Genomic DNA, 19,997 nt, shown 5'->3' with positions numbered 1-19,997 from the left:
AAAGGCAAGCGTTTCGCGCTTGCCTTTTTTGCGTCCGGGCCGGTTTGCCCGTCGCCGGTGTCAGCCCAGCTTGCGCACGCTGGTACGCGACGGCTGCAGGATCAGCGCCTTGGACGAATCCGCGTCGACCTTGGCACCGGGGTAGACCACCAGCACGTCTTTCAGGGCCTTGCGGAACAGCGCGCGGAACTTGCGTTCGCTTTCGGTTTCCGTGCCGAACTGCATCTGCAGCGCCTCCCAGGGGATCTCGGTGCGGCGCTGGATCGTAAAGAACCGGTAGGTCAGCCACGAATAGACGTCGAGCGCAAACGGCGACTGTTTGAGCGCCTTCAGCGCGCGCATATCCACCGGCACCGGCCGGTTGACCAGCTCGTTGAAGAACGGCTCGGACAGCACCACGAAGCTCTCGAACATCGAGCCCTGGCCGGGCTGCATCGGATCCCACCAGGTCGACAGCTGGTCGGCCAGCAGGTAGCCCACGCGATCGATCGACAGCGGCTCGTGGTTGGGGTTCTGGTTCTGGCTCGGCGTCGACTTGTTCTGCACGATGGCGATGGTCGCCGAAAACAGGCGGATCATCTGCTGGCGTACCAGCGTCATGGTGCCGCGCTTGCCCCCGGTGGCCATCGGGATGCCGAGGTTGTACATGAACTCCGACAGCGAATTGCCAAGCGAGATACGCCGGTCTTCCACCGTGCCGGTGAATTCGCCGCGCTTTTTCTTCGCCATGATCTCCTTGCCGATCCAGGCCAGCATCAGGCGCGGATAGGAGCCATACGGGTATCCCAGCGACACCGTCTCCGACACCAGCTTCTGGCGGCCGTTGGCGGCGCGCTCGGAGCGTTGCTGGGTGAAATAGCCCGGCTGGATCATCAGCGAGATATTGCCGCTGGTGCGGGTCCAGACCGGCGGCGCGCCTTTCGGCGCGCGATATGGCAGCGTGACCTGGACGCTGGCGCGGCTAAGGAAGCCGACCTCGCCGCTTTGCCAGGCGTCTTCGCGCTCCATGGCCTGCGCTTCGTCGAACAGGCGCTGGAATTTCTCGGACGGAACCAGGTTGTTCTCGTTGCCGGGAACAATGATGCGGGAGGGTTCGGCGTCCAGGTCGAGGACGCTTCGATCCCCCGTGGCGGCCGGGGAGCGTTTGATGGGCATAGTGGCTTGCTTCGGATTACCCGCCTTTGTACTCGAAGCCGCAAAGCTTGTCACGCAGAAACAGGTACACAAGCGACCGCATTGCCAGCGGGGTTCCTGCCAGCCGGGAGGATCTAATGGCTGGTCGCATGGTGGCGGACGGTGGGCAACCCGGCAGGGTTGTCCACGGTTCGCCAGCCATTACCTACCAGTAAACGATACCGATACGGGTTAACTACTTGTAAACCGTATACGTGAAGCCAAGCCCATTGATTCGTAAGGGGAAATCACCGCCCCGCGAACCCGATTCTGCGGCGATCCGTACCCGATTCAGCGAAGGGCCGAACCCGTATCTGCGACCACCCGAACCCGTATCTGCGGCCGGAGCGAACCGGATTCTGCGGGGATAACCGCCGTCGCCCACAGGCTTCTCCACAGGCAAGACCCCGCAAAGCGTACCCGATTCTGCGAGATCCCCGGCCGCAAGGCGCGCCGGAGCGCCGGTTCCCGCCCGAAATCGGTGGATAACTGCGCCGCCAGGCGGTTATCCCCGCAGAAACAAGTTCGCGCGCCGATGCACAACCGGCACCGCGACCCCCGCATGCGTACCCATTTCTGCGAAAGTCCCTGCCAAACCGTACCCGTTTCTGCGCCGGCCTCAGATCGCCTGCCCCTGGATCCTGTTGCGTACCTGTTTCTGCGGCGTACCCGTTTCTGCGCCCGGGCCCCGCGCTCGGCTGCGCTCTTCAGCGTACCTGTTTCTGCGTGTTCGGATGAGGTAGCGACCTAGCAGGGCGTACCCGATTCTGCGTCAACTGCACCCTGAACGCGAACGGAGCTTTCACCAAGTTTCCATTATACGCATGGCTTAAACAAAAAGCTAGTACTCACACCCGACGTATACGTGATGCGGAGAGGCGTCGCCTTGGCGTACCCATTTCTGCGGCGCTGTTGAAGGGCGTCCTGGCCTCCGCGAATGGCCCCCTGACAATGCGGCGTCGGTGCGTACCCAATTCTGCGAAAGCGCCTGCAGGCTAATCGGCGTAACTCCGTACCCGTTTCTGCGAACCGACGGCATGGGGAGGCATCAATGGCCGCGTTCTGCGCCGCAACACGGCGCGTACCCGTTTCTGCGGCGGCTGGCCGGAGCCTGGGATGTGGATAGATCAAGGTGTGGACGGCGCCGGGAAGCGCAGACTGGTTCGCAAAAAATTTTCGCTGCGTACCCAATTCTGCGTACCCAATGGGCGCAATCCGCGGGGCAGCCGGCTAGTGCGTACCCGTTTCTGCGTGATTATTCGGCGGGTGGGGTGAGGCCCAGGGGGATAGCCCGTACCCGTTTCTGCGAGCACTGCGCTGCAACATTGCGTACCCGTTTCTGCGAAGCTGGGCGACGCGGTGACAAGCTGCGTCCGATCAGGGCAAGCGCGGGAAAAGAGGAGAAAGAGGCGGGAGAAAGAGGAGGCGAAGCCGAGGCCGCACCGTGATGCGACAGAAAACAAAAAACCCCGCCATGGGCGGGGTTCTTACGCTGTGTGGCGCACACCAGGTGCGCCGTGGCGTCAACGCTTACAGCGGGGTGATGTTCGCGGCCTGCAGGCCCTTCGGGCCATTCTTGACTTCGAACTGCACGCGCTGGTTTTCCTGCAGCGACTTGAAGCCTTCGGAACGGATTTCCGAGAAGTGAGCGAAGAGGTCGTCACCACCCGCGTCCGGCTTGATGAAGCCGAAGCCCTTGGCGTCGTTGAACCACTTGACGATACCGGTTTGCATGATCTGCTTTCCAGAAAAAGGACAAAAATAGATCGCATGACGAACACGTCATCCGACACGGGGAACTCAAGGAAAGGACACCATGGACAACCGAAGTACCAGACGGTGGCTAACGAATGAACTGTTGCCTCGTCGCTTGAATCTAGGCGCGTTTATACGGGGGATTGTCCCCACCGTCAAGATGGGGGTGGCCCCATGCCATGCCCGCTGCGCCGGTATCGGGGCTGGCCCGCCGCGTGCGCGTCGTGGGATCATCACGCCTTTTTCATGTTGCTTATTCGTGCCCGCCGTGACGGGGCCGGGCCGCGCGGTACAAAGTACGCTTGCCGATCGGGGCATGCGCGGCGGGCAGGCCCAGCCCGACCGGCACCGGTACTGACCCACGGGTTGCAGTTGCCGCGGACACGATAAGACACCAGGAGACCATTCATGTCGATGCCGGATCCCGCTTCCAAGCCGGGCACATCCACCCCCGCAGCGCCCCACGCCGCGCCGTCGCTGCTCGAGCGGGTATTCAGGCTGCGCGAGCACCATACCGATGTCCGCACCGAGATCCTGGCCGGCATCACTACGTTCCTGACGATGGCGTACATCATCTTCGTCAATCCCTCCATCCTCGGCGATGCGGGCATGCCAAAGGACGCGGTGTTCGTCGCCACCTGCGTGGCCGCGGCGATCGGCACGCTGATCATGGGCTTCTACGCCAACTATCCGATCGCGATGGCGCCCGGCATGGGCCTGAACGCCTATTTTGCGTACACGGTGGTCAAGGGCATGGGCTTCCCGTGGGAAGCGGCGCTGGGCGCGGTCTTTATCTCCGGCTGCCTGTTCCTGCTGGTGACGCTGTTCCGCGTGCGCGAGATGATCGTCAATGGCATTCCGCATTCGATCCGGGTGGCGATCACCGCAGGCATCGGCTTGTTCCTGGCCATCGTTGCGCTGAAAAACGCCGGCATCGTCACCGCGAGCCCGGCCACGCTGGTGACCATCGGTGACCTGCACCAGCCTTCGGCGGTGCTCGCGATCGTCGGCTTCTTCGTGATCGTGGCGCTCGACCATCTGCGCGTGAAGGGTGCCATCCTGATCGGCATTCTGCTCACCACGCTGCTGAGTTTCGCCTTTGCCGGCAACACCTTTCACGGTGTCTTTTCCGCGCCGCCGTCGCTAAGCCCGACGCTGCTAAAGCTCGATATCACCGCGGCACTGTCGATCGGCATCATCAACGTGGTGCTGGTGTTCTTCCTGGTGGAGCTGTTCGATGCGACCGGCACGCTGATGGGCGTGGCCAACCGCGCGGGCCTGCTCAAGGCGGGCAAGATGGACCGAATCAACAAGGCGCTGATGGCCGACAGCACCGCCATCATGGCGGGCTCGTTCCTGGGCACGTCGTCCACCACTGCGTATATCGAAAGCGCCTCGGGCGTGCAGGCCGGCGGACGTACCGGCCTGACCGCGGTGACGGTGGCCGTGCTGTTTCTCGCGGCACTGTTTATCGCGCCGCTGGCGGGAACGGTGCCCGCCTATGCCACCGCGCCGGCGCTGCTGTATGTGTCGTGCCTGATGTTGCGCGAACTGCTGGAGATCGACTGGAACGACGTCACCGAGGTGGTGCCCGCGGTGATGACGGCGCTCGGGATGCCCTTCACCTATTCCGTCGCCAACGGCGTGGCGTTCGGCTTTATCAGCTATGCGGCGCTCAAGCTGCTGACCGGGCGCGCGCGCAGCGTGCCGGTGATGGTGTGGATCATTGCCGCCGTGTTCATCTTCAAGTTCTACTACCTTCCGGGACACTGACCGGCACGCGAACGGATCACCACGAGTTTCGCTGTCAGGGCGGCCTCGGGGCCGCCTTTTTTATCGCCGTGACGGCGCGCAGCGTAGCGCGTGCGATGTTGCTGCGTACCCGTTTCTGCGCGCTGCCGATGCGGCACGGCCGGTGAAGCGTACCCGATTCTGCGTGCCGTCCGAGGCCGCAGCTACATGGCTGTTTCCTTGCGGCAGCGTGCGCATGTCCCTGCCGCGGTGGGGTGTTGGAGCGTGCCCGTTTCTGCGTAGTATGGTCGCGCCGTATGCACGCGGGGGCGTGCCGCGGCGTGCCGATGCCAGCGCGCTCGCGTGTGTGCGCGAGGGCTCATACCAATGGATGAGATTGGCTGTAAGTCACCCACACGGGGCTGGACAAACCGCCGCAAATGCACTGAACTATAGGCGTGGCAAAGAGGGGCGCGGCAAGCGCCCCTTCTTGACTCCGGTGTATGCGGCAAGGTGCCGGAGCCACGCCGGAAGCGCGTCGGCGCAATGCGCCAGGACGGCAGCGCTTTCGCGACAGAGACCGTCAATATCAATGACGGCGCCGTCCACGATCCGGGAGCGTGCGGACAACATGCGCGCCACGCAGACAAGAAAATTCCAAGACTGAAAAGTGGTAAACGTAGACGTGCAGTGCCGGGGGATGTTGTTCAACGGGGATAATCATGACCGCAGGAGAGATCCGGCGACCCGTCATCGGGCCTGTCAGGGAGTCCAGTAACCGATCCATCCGATCTATGCATCCAGCCTGGGCTGCCGTGGGGGAAGCCGCAGGCGAAGTGCCCGCCAAACGGGCCGTGAGCGACGCGGCCACCGCCGATGTTGCCGCGCTGCTTGCCGAAGACAGCGAACTCAGCGACAGCGCCCGCGCGGCGGTGTCCAACCTGCTGCGTCGCCATCGGCTGCTCGAAGGGGAACTGGCGCGCCAGCGCACGCTGCTGCAGGAATGGATCCTGAGCCAGCTGACCTACAAGACACTCTACTACCAATACTCCGGCCAGTCGCCGCAGGCGCCTCGCGTGGAGTTGATGCGCGAGAAGGAGGCCATGCGGCGGCGCATCCGCGAGCAGCTCCAGCCGGGCGCGGATTACCTTGCCGCGCCTGATGAATCCACCCGCAGTCTGTCCAGCTCGTGACACCGACGTCGACCGCGGGCGCATGCCCGCAGCCAGTTCAGCCCCACCGTCCGCCACGGACGCGCGCCGCTGCGGCGGCCACGGGTGCCGGCACCAAGAACAAGCCTAACGTCCGGGAGATCGTGATGGACCGACTGTGCAAGGCGTCACGCACTGCACAGCTCGTGGTCGTGTCGCGTCATGAAGATTTTGGTTTCGACCCGTCCGTGATCGGCACGGAATGGGAAATCCGCCGCGTCGCGCAGGTTCGCGATGCCGAGCGCACGGTGCGCGCCTGCCCGCCTACGGCCGGCGTGATCGACCTGCAGTCCGATTACAGCGAGGCCGAGTTCGCGCAGCTGGAACAGGCGCTGCAGTACCTGCATGTTACCTGGGTGGCGATCACCTCCGATGCGATGCTGGCCAACGAGCGTGTACGGCGGATGATCCGTGACTATTGCGTCGACTACGTGCGCCTGCCGTTCTCGATGCCGGAGTTGCTGTACACGCTGCGGCATGCGCGCGGCATGGCGTCGCTGCACGGCACGCGCCCGCAAGAAAGCGCGTCGCGCGGCACCATGATCGGCGAATGCGCGGCGATGCGGGCGATGTTCCGCTCGCTTGCCAAGGTGGCGCACAACGAAGCGCCGGTGTTCATCTCGGGCGAGTCCGGCACCGGCAAGGAGCTGGCCGCGCAGGCCATCCACGATGCCTCGAGCCGGCGCAAGGGCCCGTTCATCGCCATCAACTGCGGCGCGATTCCCTCGCACCTGGTGCAGTCTGAGTTGTTCGGCTACGAGAAGGGCGCGTTCACCGGCGCCAACCAGCGCAAGATCGGCTGGATCGAACAGGCCCAGGGCGGCACGCTGTTTCTCGACGAAATCGGCGACCTGCCGCTGGAAAGCCAGGTGGCGCTGCTGCGCTTCCTGCAGCAGGGCACGATTACGCGGCTGGGCGGCCACCAGTCGATCCCGCTGAACCTGCGCATCATCTCGGCCACGCACGTGGACCTGGTCGCGGCGCAGAGCGACGGCCGCTTCCGTTCAGACCTGTTCCACCGGCTGTGCGTGCTGACGCTGTCGATCCCGGCGCTGCGCGAGCGCGGCGAGGACATCCTGCTGCTGGCCAATGCGGTGCTGGCCGAGCACGGCCACGAGGCGCACCGGCGCATCCGCGGGTTCTCCGCGTGCGCGACGCAGGCGATGATGCAGTACGCCTGGCCGGGCAACGTGCGCGAACTGATCAACCGCGTGCGCCGCGCCATCGTGATGACCGACAACCGCAAGATCACCGCCGAAGACCTGCAGCTGCACAACGGCGCCGACTTGCCGCGCAAGACCCTCGATGCGATCCGCGAAGAGGCCGAGCGCGAAGCGATACGCACCGTGATGGCCAGCCACGGCTTTCACGTGGTGCCGGCCGCGCGCGAACTCAACGTGTCGCGCGTGACCCTGTACCGGCTCATGCACAAGCACAACATCCGTGTGGAGAGCCACGCCTCGGCGGGGGAATAGCGGCAGTCAGCAGCACCGGTCACGTGTCCCGGTTGTTCGCACGGCCGGTGCCACGGCCATGACAGGCGCCAGCGGGAAAGGGGAACCGGCGACGTCCGCTCGCCGGTTCCGCCTTTCCCCGTGCCGGCCGGCACGTCAGCGCACTACCCGCGGGGGCTTCGTGGTCCACTTCCCGTCCGCGAATCCGTCCCTGAACCCGCCGCCGGCTGCCTGCGCCGGTGCGGTGGCGAGGTTCATGCTGATCTTGCCGCGCGCCCGCCGCGGCGGCTCGCAGGCGTCCTGCGCAGGCCCCGGCACGACGTCGCGGCGGTGCTGGCCGTCGCGTGCGTGCCGCGCGCGCGGCGCGAGCGTTTCGCCGCCGGTCGTGTCCGGGTCCAGCCTCAGCTCTCCCCAGGCCCAGCCGAAGCCGCGCACATAGACGTCATGACTGACCGCGGCGTGGCTGTTCGCGTCATCCGCGTCAGGGCGGTCGAACCACGCGTAGCTGGCCGCCGCCGCGCTGCCCGAGCCGATCGCCAGCGCCGTGGCGAGCATTGCAGCTTTCATGGTCGGCTTCTCCCTGTGGAAAAAAAGTGCCCGCCGGGGGACGGAACACTAATCCGCGCGGTCACGCTGGCTCGCGTGCCCGCTTGTCGTGTCGGCCTGTCATGCGCGCCGCTTGCCCGCGTGCCGGCGGCATGCCGCACTGGCCTGCGCCGGTCTGCGGATCGCCACGCAAGCCACGCCGTGCGCGCTGCGCGCGACTTGCCCGCGCGCGCGCGGATAGGGCAGCAGCGGCGCCGACACCAGGTCCATCTCTGACGGCGGCGGGCCGGCCAGGCGGTATGCGCGCCGGCGCGCCGTCATGCGGGAAGGCGGGTGACGCATGTGGTGATCTCCAGCGCGAGGACGGGTTTGACGGAACTGGCGCAGGCATGCACTGTGCGCCCTGGCCAAGCCAGAGCGACAAGTGTGCCAAGGGCCGCAAACGCTTGTGGCACGCGGCTTTGCGAGACGGTCCGCAGTACCTTGTCGCCACTGCACGGCGGCGCTGGATCAATCGGTTTCGCCACTGCAACGCGTTGCGCTGGTGCCATGGCGGCGCAGGCATGGCGCTGGCGGCCGCTGGCGCGCACCGGCCGGCGCTTTGCCGTGCGCGCGGCGCGTGGCGCTACGGCCGCGCAGCCCGTTGCACGGTTGAAACTGGCCTTACATCAGTCATGCACGCGAGTAACCGCGGTGCATCGCGCCAACAAGACGGAACGCTGCATGGCTACGCAGAAACGGGTACGCGCGGGGCACGGCGCGCGTGCCGTCAGCGGGGCTGGCCCGAGGTGCCAGGGGGATTCGCGGGGCTGGACGGTGTCGCAGCGGGCGCTGCCGAGGGCACGGCGCCCGACGCGGTGCCGGAGATGGGCTTGGGTCCGGGCTGGCTGCGCTCGCAGCCGGCGCAGCCGAGCACGGCGATGATTGCCAGCACGGCCGCCGGGCGTGCGCGGAGGTTGCAGGTCACGGGTGCCTCCTTGCGCCGGCGCGCGGGCAACGGATGCGCCGGCAGGTATGCCTGGTCTTACTGTAGCAGGTCGCCCGCCGCGCGCCGCGCCAGGCCCGCCTTGGGCAAGCGGCGCAATGCGCAGTATGATGAACGCAGCGCCCGCCGCGCGGGCAGGCGCAATCCATCCGCGGTCCCCGCGCCGGATCGCGCCAGCACCAGGCCGTGACTGACAAGACCGAACCTTCCTCTTCGCCCGCCGCCGACGGCGTGCCGCCGCCGCGCCGGCACCGTCCGCACTGGCTGCCCGACCGCCACACCGGTGCGCGCACGCTGCGCGTCGTGGGCGCCGCGATCACCTCGTGGTTCGCGCACCGCGCCGCCAGCAAGGGTGCGGCGCTGTCCTTCTACATGCTGTTCTCGCTGGCGCCGATCCTGGTGCTGGTGATCTCGATCGCCGGCCTGTTCTTCGGCGCCGAGGCGGCGCGTGGCGAGATCTTCGCGCAGCTCGAAGGGCTGGTGGGCGATCAGGGCGCCGCCGCCATCGAGGGCATCCTGGCCGCGACGCACCGCGCCGGCGGCAGCGGCATGGCGGCGCTGATCGCGACCGGCATCCTCTTCGTCGGCGCCACCAGCGCCTTTGCCGAACTCAAAAGCAGCCTGGACGACATCTGGCACGTGCCGGTGCCCGACACCGCCGGCTGGCGCCAGTTGCTGCGCACGCGCCTGCTGTCGTTCAGCCTGGTGCTGGTGCTGGCCTTCATGCTGCTGGTGTCGCTGATCGTCAATGCGGCGCTGGCGGTGGTCGAGCGCATCTGGGGCCAGCTGTGGACGCAATCGTGGTTTGCGCCGGTGGCCGAAGTCATCTCCTCGCTGTTTTCGTTCGCGGTGGTGACCGTGCTGTTCGCGGTGATCTTCAAGATGCTGCCCAATGCGCGCATTGCCTGGCGCGACGTCACCATGGGCGCGGTCATCACCGCGCTGCTGTTCTCGATCGGCAAGCGGCTGATCGGGCTGTACCTGGGCAACAGCGCCGTGGCCTCGTCCTATGGTGCCGCCGGTTCGGTGGTGGCGCTGATGCTGTGGGTGTACTACTCGGCACAGATCTTCTTCTTCGGCGCCGAGCTGACGCGCCAGTACGCACTGCAGTTCGGCAGCCTGCGTGGCAAGCCGGCGGACAAGCTGGCCGAGTAGCAGAGGCGCGCGGAGCGGCCACGGAGCGCGGTGCGGGCCCGCCAGGCGACAACGCAAATCCCGTAGCGGCGGCCAAACCGGTAAAATAACGCCCCATTCCCTTCGCGTGCCCGCAGGGCCCGGCCCTGCGGCCGCCCGCGGCGCTGCCGGTCCTGGTTCCGGCCACCGCCGGGCCATCCCAATATTTCCCAGTCTGATTCCGCTGCCGTGAGCTCGCTCGTTCCTGAAATTGCGCGTCGTCGCACCTTCGCCATCATCTCCCACCCCGACGCGGGCAAGACCACCCTGACCGAAAAGCTGCTGTGGTTCGGCGGCGCGATCCAGGTCGCGGGCGAAGTGCGGGCGCGCAAGGCCGACCGCCATGCCACCTCGGACTGGATGGAGCTGGAAAAGCAGCGCGGCATTTCGGTGACGTCGTCGGTGATGCAGTTCCCGTACCGCCGCGACAGTGCGGACGGCAAGGCACAGGAGAACATCGTCAACCTGCTCGACACCCCGGGCCACGAGGACTTCTCCGAAGACACCTACCGCACGCTGACGGCGGTGGACTCGGCGGTGATGGTGATCGACTCGGTCAACGGCGTGGAAGCGCAGACGATCAAGCTGCTGAACGTCTGCCGCTTGCGCGACACCCCCATCCTGACCTTCATCAACAAGCTCGACCGCGAAGGCCGCTCGCCGATCGAACTGCTCGATGAAATCGAGGACGTGCTGCAGATCCAGTGCGCGCCGATGACCTGGCCGATCGGCATGGGCAAGGCCTTCCGCGGCGTGTACCACCTGATCGACGACAAGGTGCAGCTGTTCGACCCCCACGGCGACAAGGGCACGGCCGCGATCCTGGACGGCCTGGACAATCCCGAGCTGGACCGCATCCTCGGCAGCCAGGCCGAAGAGCTGCGCATCGAAATCGAGCTGGTGCGCGGAGCCTCGCACACCTTCGACAAGGAGGCCTTCCTCAACGGCAAGCAGACGCCCGTGTACTTCGGCTCGGCCATCAACAACTTCGGCGTGCAGTCGCTGCTGGATGCGCTGTGCGAGCTGTCGCCGCCGCCGCTGGCGCGCAATACGGATTCGCGCGTGGTCGAGCCGCAGGAGCCCAAGTTCACCGGCTTCGTGTTCAAGATCCAGGCCAATATGGATCCGCGCCACCGCGACCGCATTGCTTTCGTGCGGGTGTGCTCGGGCCGCTTCGAGCGCGGCATGAAGCTGCTGCACGTGTCGGCGGGCAAGACCGTGGCGATCAACAACGCCATTACCTTCATGGCGCAGGACCGCAACACCACCGAAGAGGCCTACGCCGGCGACATCATCGGCGTGCCCAACCACGGCACCATCCGCCTGGGCGATGTCTTCACCGAGGGCGAGCCGCTCAAGTTCACCGGCATCCCATCGTTCGCACCGGAATTCTTCCGCCGCGCGCGCCTGAACAACCCGCTCAAGGTCAAGCAGCTGCAGAAGGGCCTGCAGCAGCTGGCGGAAGAGGGCGCGACGCAGATGTTCCGCCCGCTCGCCTCCAACGACCTGGTGCTCGGTGCCGTCGGCATCCTGCAGTTCGACGTGGTGGCGCACCGGCTGGAGCATGAGTACGGCGTCGATGCCATCTTCGAATCGCACGAATGCGCCACCGCGCGTTGGCTCAAGGGAGCGCCGGCCGAGATCGAGAAGCTGATCGCCAAGGCCGGGCATAACGTGGCGCTGGACGGCGCCGGCGACCATGTCTACCTGGCGCCGAGCATGGTCAACCTGCGGCTCACGCAGGAGCGGTTCCCGGAGCTGCAGTTCCTGGAGACGCGCGAGATCGTCTGATCATCGCGCTCGTGCAAAGCAAAACGGCTCGCCATGGCGAGCCGTTTTGCTGTTCTGAGAGTTTGCCTGGCGCTTTTACAGCCAATCAATACGCCAGCGACGCCTGGATATAGAACGTCCGCGGCATGCCCACATACTTCCCGGCATTGTTGTCGGTCGAGCGCGTGAAATATCGCTTGTCGAACACGTTCTTCACGCCCACCGCCAGCTTCAGGTTCTGCGCCGCCTTGCCGAAGTCATAGCCCACGCGCAGGTTCATCAGCGCATAGCCCGGGATATCGCCCAGCGCGCCGTTGGCACTTTCCGCGGTCTGGTAGGTGGTCGAATTGCTCGGGTCCCCCGGCGAATGCTGCTTGGACTGCGCAAAGCCATCGACATTGAACGACCAGCGGTTGCGGGCGTAGCGCATGCCCACCGTGGCCACATGGCGCGAATAGAACGGCAGGTCGCGCCCGGCGAAGTTGCCCTGGTTGTAGGTAGCTTCGGTGTAGGTGTAGGTGGCATACGCCGACAGGCCCATCAGCGACTTGTCGAGCGCGCCGAAGTCATAGCGCAGCGACGATTCCACGCCGCGGTGGGTGGTGGCGCCCAGGTTGGTCCACGCCTCGGGCGAGCCGCCGGTGCTGCCGCGCAGCTGCAGTTCGTCGTCGAAGTCGATGTTGAACAGCGTCAGCTCGCCGCCCCAGCCATTGGCGTTGAAGTGGGTGCCGATCTCGTAGGTCTTGGCCTTCTCCGGCGTCAGCCCATTGGTGGTCTGCGCGATCTGGAAATACTGCAGCGGGCCGAACGACACGCCGGCGTTGGCGAACAGCTTCCACTGGTCGCTGACGTGGTACATCACCGCCAGCGACGGCAGCGGCTCGTTGGACGAGACGTCGCGGCGCACGCCGTTGAAGCGGTCGGTCACGTACGAGCGGATGAACTCGTAGCGCAGCCCGGGCGTGATGGTCCAGTTGCCGACGTTGATGGTGTCGTCGATATAGACGGCATTGGCCGTGGTGCCGCCGGTGCGCCACTGGTAGACGGGCGAAGGCAAAGTCGTGGGGTCGATCGAGCCAGCCGGGTAGAAGACGGTGCGCGAGGCTTGCTCGTCGCTGGCTTCGCGCAGGAAGCGGTAGCCGACGCTGACCTCATGGCTGATGCTAGTGCCACGAAACAGTTGCGAGTATCGCGGCTCGATTGCGAAGGTGTGATAGTTGCGTGGAGCCGCTGTCAGGCGTAAGGGACGTGGGTTCGCGTTGCTCCGGACGTCCTCTTGCTCGATATTGCTGCCGCGGAAGCTGTCGGTGTAGTACGTCAGCACCTCGAACTTGCGGTCGGCGTCGTTGTGGCTGTATTTCAGGCTGAAATCGTGGCGCCGCCCGCTGAAGTTGTCGTAGGGGCGCACCGACTGGAACGGGTCTGCGGCGTACTGCCCCGGCGTCAGGCCGCCCGGCATGCCGGCCGTGCCTTCGTAGTAGTGGAAGGCGGCGCTGAGCGAGTCGGTCTTCGAGATCCGGTACGCGCCCTTGAGCAGCAGGTCGTCGATATTGACGTGGTCGTTGCTGGCGCGATAGCCGTTGCCGTGGATGCCCGAGTACAGCAGCGCGCCGCCCAGTCCCTGCTCGTTGGTGCCGCCGATGAATGCGGTCGGGTTGGTCTTGACGTTGCTGCCGTGGCTGTAGATGTCGGTCGAGACCGAGGCATCGGCGGCGAAGGTCGTCGGGATCGGGCGCGTCACGAAGTTGATGATGCCGCCCACGTTCTGCGGGCCGTAGCGCACCGAGCCCGCGCCGCGCACCACGTCGATGGTCTCGAGGTTGCCCAGCGACAGCGGCGCCATCGACAGCTGCGGCTGGCCGTAGGGCGCCACCGCCAGCGGGATGCCGTCCATCAGGATGGTCGAGCGCGGCGACAGCCGCGAGGCCAGCCCGCGCACGCCCACGTTGAGCGAGACATCGCTGCCGCCGGTGCCGTTGTTCTCCTGCACCTGCACGCCCGGAATGCGGCGCAGCACCTCCCGCACATTGTTGGCGCCGGCTTCGGCGAAGGTCTCGCGGTCGACGATGGTACGCGCGCCCGGATGCTCCAGCACCTTGGCCTCGTTGGCGTTTTCCAGCCAGTTGCCGACCACGGTGACCGTGTTCAGCGTGGCTTCGGCATTGGCTGCAGCGTTTGCTGCGGCAGGGGTGACGGGCGTTGCGGAAGCCGGTTCGGCGGCGTGGGCCGGCGTGGCGGCAAGCTGGGCAAACAGCAGGGCGGCGCCGATGGCCCCCCCGGTCAGGCGGAAAGCGGGCTGCAAGGTGAGGTTCCTGGGGAGAGCGGCGCGTCCCGCTGCGCCGGAAGCGGTGGTCCGGACGGTCGCGCCAATGGGCGGCGATTATAAATGCGAGTGATTCTCAAAGGCGAGAAGCCTGCTGCTGCGCAGTCGGCGCGTGTCGCGTCTCTGCATCATTGTGCTGACAACGAGGCAAGATTAGCGCTTCATTCGGCACATTGCGAAAGTGCCGTGTGCAGGCGTGGGCATTTGCATGCAGCAATTAAGCGCACGCTTTAGAATCTGCCCTTTGCGCGCCGCGAATCCGCTTCCCGTGCGCACGCTCCGCTCCCTTCCTGCCCCATCCATGTCTTCCCCTGCCACCGTTCCGGCCGCCGAGCCGGACAGCGTTTTCCGTGATTCCGTCTTTCGCCGTTACTGGTTCGCGCGGCTATGCACCACCATCGGCTACCAGATCTTCACCGTGGCGGTGGGCTGGCAGATGTACGACCTGACGCGGGACCCGCTGATGCTGGGCATGGTCGGGCTGGTGCAGTTCCTGCCGTCGGTTGCGCTGATCCTGATGTCGGGCCACGTGGCGGACCGCTTCGACCGGCGCCGCATCGTGCGCACCTGCCAGTCGCTCGAGGCGCTGCTGGCCGCCGGCATGGCTGCCGCCAGCCTGGGCGGCTGGATCGACAGCCATCACATCTTTGTCTTCGTCGCGCTGATCGGCGCAACGCGCGCGTTCGAGAACCCGACGCTGCAGGCCTTGCTGCCCAGCGTGGTCACGCCGCGCCAGCTGCCGCGCGCGGTGGCGCTGGCAAGCTCGGCGGGGCAGGCCGCCATCATCATCGGCCCGGCCATCGGCGGCTTCGCCTATGTGGCCGGACCGGGGGTGGTGTACACGCTGAGCGCGACGCTGTTTGCCATCGCCGCGCTGCTGGTGGGCGGCATCACGCTGCGCCAGGCGGCGCAGCGGCTGACCGCGCCGGTCAGCGTGCGCACCGTCTTTGCCGGTTTCGCCTATATCCGCAGCCGCCCGGTGCTGCTGGGCGCGATCTCGCTGGACATGGTCGCGGTGCTGCTGGGCGGCGCCGCGGCACTGCTGCCGATCTACGCGCGCGACATCCTGCATACCGGGCCGTGGGGGCTGGGACTGCTGCGCTCGTCCCCGGCCATCGGCGCGCTGGCGATGGCGCTGTGGCTGGCGCGCCATCCGCTGAACCGGCGCGCCGGACGCGTGATGTTCGCCGCGGTGGCGGTGTTCGGCGTCGCCACGGTGGTGTTCGGGGTCTCGACCTGGCTGCCGCTGTCGATGGCGGCGCTGGTGGTGCTGGGCGCTTCCGACATGATCAGCGTGGTGGTGCGCTCCACGCTGGTCCAGCTCGATACCCCCGACGATATGCGCGGCCGTGTCGGCGCCGTCAATTCGGTGTTTATCGGCGCTTCCAACCAGCTGGGCGAGTTCGAGTCAGGCGTCACCGCCGCGCTGTTCGGCCCGGTGGGCGCAGTGGTCCTGGGCGGTGTCGGCACGCTGCTGGTGGTGGCGGTGTGGATGCGCTTGTTCCCGGCGCTGGCGGCGCGCGACAAGCTCCATGAACATCCCGCGTAAATCGGCCGCATCGCGCGTGCAGGCCAGCATGGCAATGGCCGGAGCGTACCCGTTTCTGCGTGCGGGCGGTGGCGCTGGCGGCGGTATAGTGACGCCTCTCGCGCCAACTTTCGTCGCTGAAAGTTCGTGCCGATCATCGCCGCCCGCCTCCCACCATGCCTTGCGTCCCATGACCTTGCCGACCGATCCGCTCCAGCGCCACGCGGTGTTTGCCGCGCTCAGCGGCTCGCGCGCTTCGCTGGAGCGTGCCGCCCCGCTGGGCGACGGCCTGGGCGTAGCGCTGTGGCGCAATCGGGACGACAGCACCGGCTATGCGCGGCCCGGCCACCACACCATGTCGGTCTACCTGCAGGGCGGCCACGCCACGTACCGGCGCGACCAGCCCGGCAACAGGGGCGCCCCGGGCAGGCTGTGCCTGTTGCCGGCCGATCATGAGTCGCGCTGGCATGTCGGCGGCCCGCAGCGCTTTCTGCATCTGTATTTCCGGCCGGAAACCCTGGCCTGGCACTGCGTGCGCGTGCTCGACCGCGAACCGCGCTCGGTGGCCTTGCGCGACCTGACCTTTGCCGACGATCCTCGCCTGCATGCCCTGAGCCAGCAGCTTGCCGCGCTCGACTGGCGCTTGCCCGAGGCCCGCATGGCCGGCAATGCGCTGGCCCACGAGGCGCTCAGCCACCTGGTGCTGACCCACGCCGGCCGCGCCGCCCCGGCCGACTGGCGCGGTGGCTTGTCGGCGCAGGCGCGGCGAACCGTGCGCGACTGGATCGAAAGCCATCCCGACAGCAACCCGACACTGGGCGAACTGGCGGCCATGGTGGGGCTGTCGGAATTCCACTTCGCGCGCATGTTCCGTATCTCGTTCGGCATGCCGCCCCATGCCTGGGTGCTGCAGACCCGCCTGGAGCGGGCGCAACGGCTGCTGGCCGACCCGCGCCGCCCGCTGCATGAAGTCGCTGCCCGCGCCGGGTTTGCCTCCGCCAGCCACCTGAGCCGCCGTTTCCAGGCTGCATTCGGCGTGACGCCCGGCGCCTGGCGCGCGGGCGCTTAACCCCTACGCGCTTGCGGCCGGCCGGCGCCAGCCGTTGCGGCGCAAGGCCTGGCACCCACACCCCACGAATCCGGCCCCAAGTCCTGGGAACCCGCTTCCACTTCGCTTGTCCCCTTCTATGTGTCGTGTTTCCGGCTTTGTCGGTGATCGTCTGACATCGTGCATTCAATGCGCATCAATTTGTCAAACATGAATCTCCGACCAGCGTTCCGGCAAGTCTGCCCGAGCATCGCCACGGCACGCAGAAACGGGTACGCATCGCCGCCCCAGGCCAGCACCGTCGACAACCCTGACAACAACCGCACACGGAGCCGCTCCCATGGATCTCAACTTTATCGATGCCGACCAGCTTGAGGCGGGCTGGTCCTACCTGGTCCGCTTCGCCATCAACCAGGGCATGAACTGCCTGGCGGCCATCCTGATCCTGATGATCGGCTGGTGGCTGTCGGGCCGAGTCGGCACCGCGGCGCGCGCTGCGCTGGGCCGCACCCATGTCGATGCCACCATGCGCCCGCTGCTGGCCAATGCGCTGCAGTGGATGGTGCGCGTGCTGACCATCGTGCTGGTGCTGTCGCAGTTCGGCGTGCAGACCGCCAGCATCATCGCCATGCTGGGCGCCGCCGGCCTGGCGATCGGGCTGGCGCTGCAGGGCACGCTGCAGAACATTGCCGCCGGCATCATGCTGGTGCTGCTGCGCCCGTTCCGCGTGGGCCAGTACATCGACGCGCAGGGCGTGGCCGGCACCGTGCGCGAGACCGGGCTCTTCATGACCGAGCTGACCACCTTCGACGGCGTCTGCCTGCGCGTGCCCAACGGCAAGCTGTGGGGCAGCGCCATCACCAACTACAGCGAGAACGCGACGCGGCGCGCCGACATCGAGGCCACGGTGACCTTCGACAGCGACGTGCAGCGCAGCCTGGAAGCGCTGCGCGCGATGCTGGCGCGCGAGCCGCGGCTACTGGCCGAGCCCGCCCCCGAAACCATGGTGGTCAACTACACGCAGCAGGGCATTACGCTGAACGTGCGTTACTGGACCTCGAACGACGATTACTGGAACGTGCGCTTCGCCTTCTACGAGCGCATCAAGCAGGTACTCGAGCAGGCCGGCAGCAAGCTGGCGGTGCCGATCCAGGAGCTGCACGTGCCGGGCGCGTCGTCGGTGCCGGGCGTGGTGAAGGTAGCCGACAGCGCGCCGTCGGCTGCGCCGCGGCCGGCCGCGCCGTCGACGCACCAGCCGCCGCGCCAGCCGGCGCGGCAACCGGGCTAGCCGCGCGCGTCCTGCGCCTCGCCCTCGTCCGAGAACAGCGTGCAGGCCCCGCTTTCGGCCGTGCTGACCTGGCAGCGGAAGGTCGCGAACAGGTCGCGGCCGACGCCATGGCGATTGGCGCTCAGGTCCGGGCGCGCCGGCGTGCGCGCGTGCCATGCGTCGTCGGGCACCAGCACGTCGAGCGTGCCGGTGGTCGCGTCGACGCGCATCATGTCGCCGCTGCGCACGCGCGCGATCGCTCCGCCGCGCAGCGCTTCCGGGCAGACGTGGATGGCGGCCGGAACCTTGCCCGATGCGCCCGACATGCGTCCGTCGGTCACCAGCGCCACATGGAAGCCGCGCTCCTGCAGCACCGTCAGCGCGGGCGTGAGCTTGTGCAGCTCCGGCATGCCGCATGAGGCCGGGCCCTGCCATGGCAGCACCGCAACGAAGTCGCGCTCCAGCTCGCCGCGCTTGAAGGCGTGCAGCACATCGTCCTGATGCTCGAACACGATCGCCGGCGCCTGCACCACCTGGTGCTCGGGCTTGACCGCCGAGGTCTTGATCACCGCGCGGCCGAGCTTGCCGTCGAGCAGCTTGATGCCGCCGTCCGGGGCAAAGGGCGCATCGGCGGCGCGCACGATGCTGTCGTCGAGCGGCGCGGCCGGACCATCGATCCACGTCAACTGGCCATCGCGCAATACGGGCTCGCGCGTGTAGTCCTGCAACCCGCGGCCGACGATGGTGGTGACGTCGTCGTGCAGCAGACCGAGCGCGAGCAGGCCGCGGATCACCACCGGCAGCCCGCCGGCGGCCTGGAACTGGTTCACGTCGGCCTTGCCGTTCGGGTACACGCGCGCGAGCAGCGGCACCACCGCCGACAGTTCGTCGAAATCGTCCCAACTCAGCACGATGCCGGCCACGCGCGCCATCGCGATCAGGTGCAGCGTATGGTTGGTCGAGCCGCCGGTGGCCAGCAGCCCGACGATGCCATTGACGAAGGCGCGCTCGTCCAGCACCTCGGCCACCGGCGTATAGCGCTCGCCGCCATGCACCAGCTTCAACGCCTGGCGCGCGGCCTCGCGCGTCAGCGCTTCGCGCAGCGGTGTGTTGGGATTGACGAAGGCCGTGCCCGGCAGATGCAGGCCCATCATTTCCATCAGCATCTGGTTCGAATTGGCGGTGCCGTAGAAGGTGCAGGTGCCCGGCCCGTGGTAGGAGCGGGTTTCGGCCTCGAGCAGCTCCTTGCGGCCGATCTTGCCTTCGGCATAGAGCTGCCGCGTATGCGCCTTCTCGTCGTTGCTGATGCCGGTGGTCATCGGACCGCCGGGCACGAACACCGCGGGCAGGTGGCCGAAGGACAGCGCGCCCATCACCAGGCCGGGAACGATCTTGTCGCACACGCCGAGGTACAGCGCGCCATCGAACATCTGGTGCGACAGCGCCACCGCCGTGGCCAGCGCGATCACGTCGCGCGAGAACAGCGACAGGTCCATGCCGTCCTGGCCCTGCGTGACGCCGTCGCACATCGCCGGCGTGCCGCCGGCAAATTGCGCGGTGCCGCCGGCTTCGAGCGCGGCTTCCTTGAGCCATTGCGGGAACGCGGCCAGGGGCTGGTGCGCGGACAGCATGTCGTTGTAGGCCGAGACGATGGCCAGGTTGGGCCGCTCGTCGGCCTTCAGCCGGATCTTGGCGGCGTCCGGCATGGCGGCCACCGCGTGGGCGAGGTTGGTACAGGAAAGCTGCGCGCGTTCGACCTTCTGCCCGGCCATGGCGCGGGTGCGGTCAAGATACGCCTGGCGCGAGGCGGTGCTGCGGGAGACGATGCGGGCGGTGACCCGCTCGAGCACTGGATGACATGGCATGGGGTTCTCCTGCGGGGGAGCTTTCAGCCTAGCGCACTTTGCCGGGCCCTGCACGGCAGAGGGGCTGCCGGTCGACAGCCGGTGGCCAACGCGAACCACGCAGAAATGGGTACGCTTGCCTCGCCAAGCCGTAGCGACTCACGTAAACTGGCCGCTACCCGGCCGGCC

The 19,997-nt window shown here is 67.1% G+C and carries 15 protein-coding genes; 8 read left to right on the top strand and 7 right to left on the bottom strand.

Annotation, left to right across the window (positions count from 1 at the left end; translation table 11 throughout):
• Positions 1–60: 60 nt before the first annotated feature.
• Positions 61–1,155 carry a replication protein RepA gene (locus ACEI37_RS05915; protein WP_012354866.1) on the bottom strand — a complete coding sequence of 365 codons (1,095 nt, stop codon included), beginning with the start codon at positions 1,153–1,155 and terminating at the stop codon, positions 61–63.
• A gap of 1,548 nt (positions 1,156–2,703) precedes the next feature.
• Positions 2,704–2,907: a cold-shock protein gene (locus ACEI37_RS05910; RefSeq protein WP_115699322.1), complete on the bottom strand. Its 204-nt coding sequence runs from the start codon at positions 2,905–2,907 to the stop codon at positions 2,704–2,706.
• A 429-nt stretch (positions 2,908–3,336) separates the two neighbouring features.
• Here ACEI37_RS05910 and ACEI37_RS05905 point away from each other — a divergent pair, with 429 nt between their 5' ends.
• The 3 genes from ACEI37_RS05905 to ACEI37_RS05895 all read left to right on the top strand — a co-directional run bounded on the left by ACEI37_RS05905 (position 3,337) and on the right by ACEI37_RS05895 (position 7,345).
• Complete coding sequence (locus tag ACEI37_RS05905; protein WP_373375858.1) at positions 3,337–4,701, top strand: NCS2 family permease; 1,365 nt, start codon at positions 3,337–3,339, stop codon at positions 4,699–4,701.
• A gap of 680 nt (positions 4,702–5,381) precedes the next feature.
• A complete protein-coding gene (locus tag ACEI37_RS05900; protein ID WP_373375857.1) occupies positions 5,382–5,852 on the top strand; it encodes a hypothetical protein in 471 nt (156 codons plus the stop codon).
• 125 nt (positions 5,853–5,977) lie between these two features.
• Complete coding sequence (locus tag ACEI37_RS05895) at positions 5,978–7,345, top strand: sigma 54-interacting transcriptional regulator (protein ID WP_373375856.1); 1,368 nt, start codon at positions 5,978–5,980, stop codon at positions 7,343–7,345.
• A gap of 135 nt (positions 7,346–7,480) precedes the next feature.
• On the opposite strand, the gene ACEI37_RS05890 is transcribed toward ACEI37_RS05895, so the two are convergent.
• From ACEI37_RS05890 to ACEI37_RS05880, 3 genes are all read right to left on the bottom strand, one after another.
• On the bottom strand, positions 7,481–7,891 hold the full coding sequence (locus ACEI37_RS05890) for a hypothetical protein (protein WP_373375855.1): 411 nt from the start codon (positions 7,889–7,891) through the stop codon (positions 7,481–7,483).
• A 99-nt stretch (positions 7,892–7,990) separates the two neighbouring features.
• Positions 7,991–8,212, bottom strand: coding sequence for a hypothetical protein (locus ACEI37_RS05885; protein WP_373375854.1), 222 nt, complete (start codon positions 8,210–8,212; stop codon positions 7,991–7,993).
• A gap of 427 nt (positions 8,213–8,639) precedes the next feature.
• Complete coding sequence (locus ACEI37_RS05880; protein WP_240988866.1) at positions 8,640–8,837, bottom strand: hypothetical protein; 198 nt, start codon at positions 8,835–8,837, stop codon at positions 8,640–8,642.
• A 204-nt stretch (positions 8,838–9,041) separates the two neighbouring features.
• Here ACEI37_RS05880 and ACEI37_RS05875 point away from each other — a divergent pair, with 204 nt between their 5' ends.
• Both ACEI37_RS05875 and ACEI37_RS05870 read left to right on the top strand, forming a co-directional pair.
• Positions 9,042–10,010 (top strand): YihY/virulence factor BrkB family protein, encoded by a 969-nt coding sequence (locus ACEI37_RS05875; RefSeq protein WP_373375853.1) that lies wholly within the window; start codon positions 9,042–9,044, stop codon positions 10,008–10,010.
• Positions 10,011–10,217: 207 nt separating this feature from the next.
• The gene (locus ACEI37_RS05870; protein WP_373375852.1) at positions 10,218–11,819 is read left to right on the top strand and encodes a peptide chain release factor 3; all 1,602 of its coding nucleotides are present in this window, start codon (positions 10,218–10,220) and stop codon (positions 11,817–11,819) included.
• A gap of 85 nt (positions 11,820–11,904) precedes the next feature.
• On the opposite strand, the gene ACEI37_RS05865 is transcribed toward ACEI37_RS05870, so the two are convergent.
• Entirely contained in the window at positions 11,905–14,100 is a 2,196-nt protein-coding gene (locus ACEI37_RS05865) for a TonB-dependent receptor family protein (protein WP_373375851.1), read from the bottom strand.
• A 322-nt stretch (positions 14,101–14,422) separates the two neighbouring features.
• Between ACEI37_RS05865 and ACEI37_RS05860 the strand changes: the two genes are divergently transcribed.
• The 3 genes from ACEI37_RS05860 (at position 14,423) to ACEI37_RS05850 (ending at position 17,985) form a co-directional block, all read left to right on the top strand.
• A complete protein-coding gene (locus tag ACEI37_RS05860) occupies positions 14,423–15,670 on the top strand; it encodes an MFS transporter (RefSeq protein ID WP_115682062.1) in 1,248 nt (415 codons plus the stop codon).
• Positions 15,671–15,839: 169 nt separating this feature from the next.
• A complete protein-coding gene (locus ACEI37_RS05855) occupies positions 15,840–16,718 on the top strand; it encodes a helix-turn-helix domain-containing protein (protein WP_373375850.1) in 879 nt (292 codons plus the stop codon).
• A 319-nt stretch (positions 16,719–17,037) separates the two neighbouring features.
• A complete protein-coding gene (locus ACEI37_RS05850) occupies positions 17,038–17,985 on the top strand; it encodes a mechanosensitive ion channel family protein (RefSeq protein WP_373375849.1) in 948 nt (315 codons plus the stop codon).
• Here ACEI37_RS05850 and edd read toward each other — a convergent pair.
• Positions 17,982–19,829 carry a phosphogluconate dehydratase gene (gene edd / locus ACEI37_RS05845; RefSeq protein ID WP_373375848.1) on the bottom strand — a complete coding sequence of 616 codons (1,848 nt, stop codon included), beginning with the start codon at positions 19,827–19,829 and terminating at the stop codon, positions 17,982–17,984. The genes ACEI37_RS05850 and edd overlap by 4 nt on opposite strands.
• Between the last annotated feature and the right edge of the window lie 168 nt (positions 19,830–19,997).

It is taken from the genome of Cupriavidus nantongensis (assembly GCF_041726985.1).
In the GTDB taxonomy this organism is placed as follows: Bacteria; Pseudomonadota; Gammaproteobacteria; order Burkholderiales; family Burkholderiaceae; genus Cupriavidus; species Cupriavidus nantongensis_A.
Note: the sequence above shows the minus strand (reverse complement) of the source record. Positions and strands in the feature narration are given on the sequence as shown.

Coding starts and splice junctions, on each gene's coding strand:
- ACEI37_RS05915 (WP_012354866.1), bottom strand. CDS start 1,155: ATGCCCATCAAACGCTCCCCGGCCGCCACGGGGGATCGAAGCGTCCTC.
- ACEI37_RS05910 (WP_115699322.1), bottom strand. CDS start 2,907: ATGCAAACCGGTATCGTCAAGTGGTTCAACGACGCCAAGGGCTTCGGC.
- ACEI37_RS05905 (WP_373375858.1), top strand. CDS start 3,337: ATGTCGATGCCGGATCCCGCTTCCAAGCCGGGCACATCCACCCCCGCA.
- ACEI37_RS05900 (WP_373375857.1), top strand. CDS start 5,382: ATGACCGCAGGAGAGATCCGGCGACCCGTCATCGGGCCTGTCAGGGAG.
- ACEI37_RS05895 (WP_373375856.1), top strand. CDS start 5,978: ATGGACCGACTGTGCAAGGCGTCACGCACTGCACAGCTCGTGGTCGTG.
- ACEI37_RS05890 (WP_373375855.1), bottom strand. CDS start 7,891: ATGAAAGCTGCAATGCTCGCCACGGCGCTGGCGATCGGCTCGGGCAGC.
- ACEI37_RS05885 (WP_373375854.1), bottom strand. CDS start 8,212: ATGCGTCACCCGCCTTCCCGCATGACGGCGCGCCGGCGCGCATACCGC.
- ACEI37_RS05860 (WP_115682062.1), top strand. CDS start 14,423: ATGTCTTCCCCTGCCACCGTTCCGGCCGCCGAGCCGGACAGCGTTTTC.
- ACEI37_RS05855 (WP_373375850.1), top strand. CDS start 15,840: ATGACCTTGCCGACCGATCCGCTCCAGCGCCACGCGGTGTTTGCCGCG.
- ACEI37_RS05850 (WP_373375849.1), top strand. CDS start 17,038: ATGGATCTCAACTTTATCGATGCCGACCAGCTTGAGGCGGGCTGGTCC.
- edd (WP_373375848.1), bottom strand. CDS start 19,829: ATGCCATGTCATCCAGTGCTCGAGCGGGTCACCGCCCGCATCGTCTCC.